At 77.9% G+C, this 1,831-nt stretch carries 2 protein-coding genes; both read left to right on the top strand.

The features are described 5' to 3' along the window. A partial coding sequence (locus ACIQOV_RS39870) for a hypothetical protein (protein WP_401055828.1) occupies positions 1 to 490 on the top strand: 490 nt, incomplete at its 5' end. Positions 491 to 655: 165 nt separating this feature from the next. Continuing rightward, positions 656 to 1,708, top strand: a complete 1,053-nt coding sequence (locus ACIQOV_RS39875) for an alpha/beta hydrolase (RefSeq protein ID WP_401055830.1) — start codon at positions 656 to 658, stop codon at positions 1,706 to 1,708. Positions 1,709 to 1,831 lie beyond the last annotated feature (123 nt).

Genomic DNA, 1,831 nt, shown 5'->3' on the forward strand with positions numbered 1-1,831 from the left:
CCCCCTGGCCGCCCTGCACGACCTGCCGGTGCGCTACCCCACCCGGGTGCCCGCGCTGTTCGGCCTGCCCGAACTGCCGGACAACCTCGCCGAGGGGTACGTCCTCAAACCCGCCGGCGAGTGGCACGAGTCCGGCCCGGCCCGTCCGCTGGTGAAGGTGAAGCAGCAGGCCTTCGCCGAGGACGACCGCTACGACGGCGCCCGCCCGTACCTCCCCCCGCCCCGGGGCGCGGCCGGCGTCCCGGCCTGGCTCCTCGTCCAGGCCTCCGCCCTGCTCACCCCCGCCCGGGCCGCGGCCGCCGTCGGCAAACTGGGGCCCCGTACGGCCGCGGACGCCGTGGCCGAGGAGATCGCGGCGGACGTGGCGGAGGAACTCGCCGAGGCCGTCGGCGGGTTGGAGGCGGACGTGCTGGCCGCACTGCGCCGGGCGCTCGAACCGGGCGCGCGCACGCTGGCGTCCTTCGACGCGCAGGACCGGCGCGGCGCCTGAGCGGGCGGGCCGACGGCGCGCGGCGGGGTCGAGGGCGGGTTCAGGCGGTGTCCAGGAGGCTTCCACGTCCGGTGGGAGGGGCCCATCATGGGCTCCCGGTTCCGGCAGAACCGCCCCGACACCGCCCCGACACCGTTCCGGGGCTGCCCTCAGGAGGCAGAAGAGATGACGATCCCACCGCCCGTCCGGATCCAGGCCGCCGTCGTCCGCGCCGCGTACGCCCTGCCGGAGGGCCTGCGGCGGGCCATCGCGGGCAAGCCGGTGGTCCGCGACGGGCAGACGCTCGCGCTGGACGCGCAGCTGATGCTCAAGCTCCAACGGCTGTCCAAGGCGGCCCTGGTGATGCCGGGCGGGGTCGGGTCGTCGCGGGCCGCGATGGAGCACGCACGGCACCTGGTGGGCGGGCCGCAGGACCGTGCGGTGGCCGCGCGGAGCGTCGGCATCCCGCGGGAGCACGGCGAGCTGGCCGCCACGCTGTACACCCCGGACGGGCTGGCGACGGGCTCCGGCCTGCTGGTCTTCCTGCACGGCGGGGGCTGGGTGGTCGGCAGCCGGGCCAGCCACGATCACGTCGCCCGCTTCCTCGCCCGGCGGGCGCGGGTGCGGGTGCTGTCGGTGGAGTACCGGCTGGCGCCCGAGCACGTGTTCCCGGCGGCGGCCGAGGACGCGCTGGCCGCCCTCGACCACGCCCACGCCGAGGCGGCCGACCTGGGCGCGGACCCGGAGCGGATCGCGGTCGGCGGGGACAGCGCGGGCGGCAACCTGGCGGCCGTCGTCGCCCAGCAGGCCGTCCGGCGGGGCGGGCCCGCCCCGGTGTTCCAGCTGCTGCTCTACCCGGCGACCGACGCCTCGGTCCGGCACCCCTCGCGCGGGCTGTTCGCCGACGGGTTCTTCCAGACCGACGCGGACATGGACTGGTTCGCCGACCGCTACGCGCCCGCGCCCGCCGACCGCACCGACCCGCGGCTGTCGCCGCTGCTCGCCGAGGACCTGACCGGCCTGCCGCCCGCGTACATCGGCACCGCGGGCTTCGACCCGCTGCGCGACGAGGGCGAGGCGTACGCGCGGGCGCTGCAGGAGGCCGGGGTCGCGGTGAGGCTGAGCCGGCAGCCGGACCTCATCCACGGGTACGCCAACTACCTCGGCATCGGGGGCCGCTTCCGGGAGGCGACGGCCGAGGCGGCGGAGGCGCTGCGGCAGGCGATCGGCGAGGCGTAGCGCTTACGGCGCAGCGGCGCGGCCGGCGCAGCGGAGGGTACGGCGAAGGGCGGGACCCCGTGGGCGGGTTCCGCCCTTCGGCGCGCGGCGGGACGCACCCGGGGCGGACACGGTCGGGCAGGG

The organism is Kitasatospora sp. NPDC091257, from assembly GCF_044757675.1.
In the GTDB taxonomy this organism is placed as follows: Bacteria; Actinomycetota; Actinomycetes; order Streptomycetales; family Streptomycetaceae; genus Kitasatospora; species Kitasatospora lactacystinica.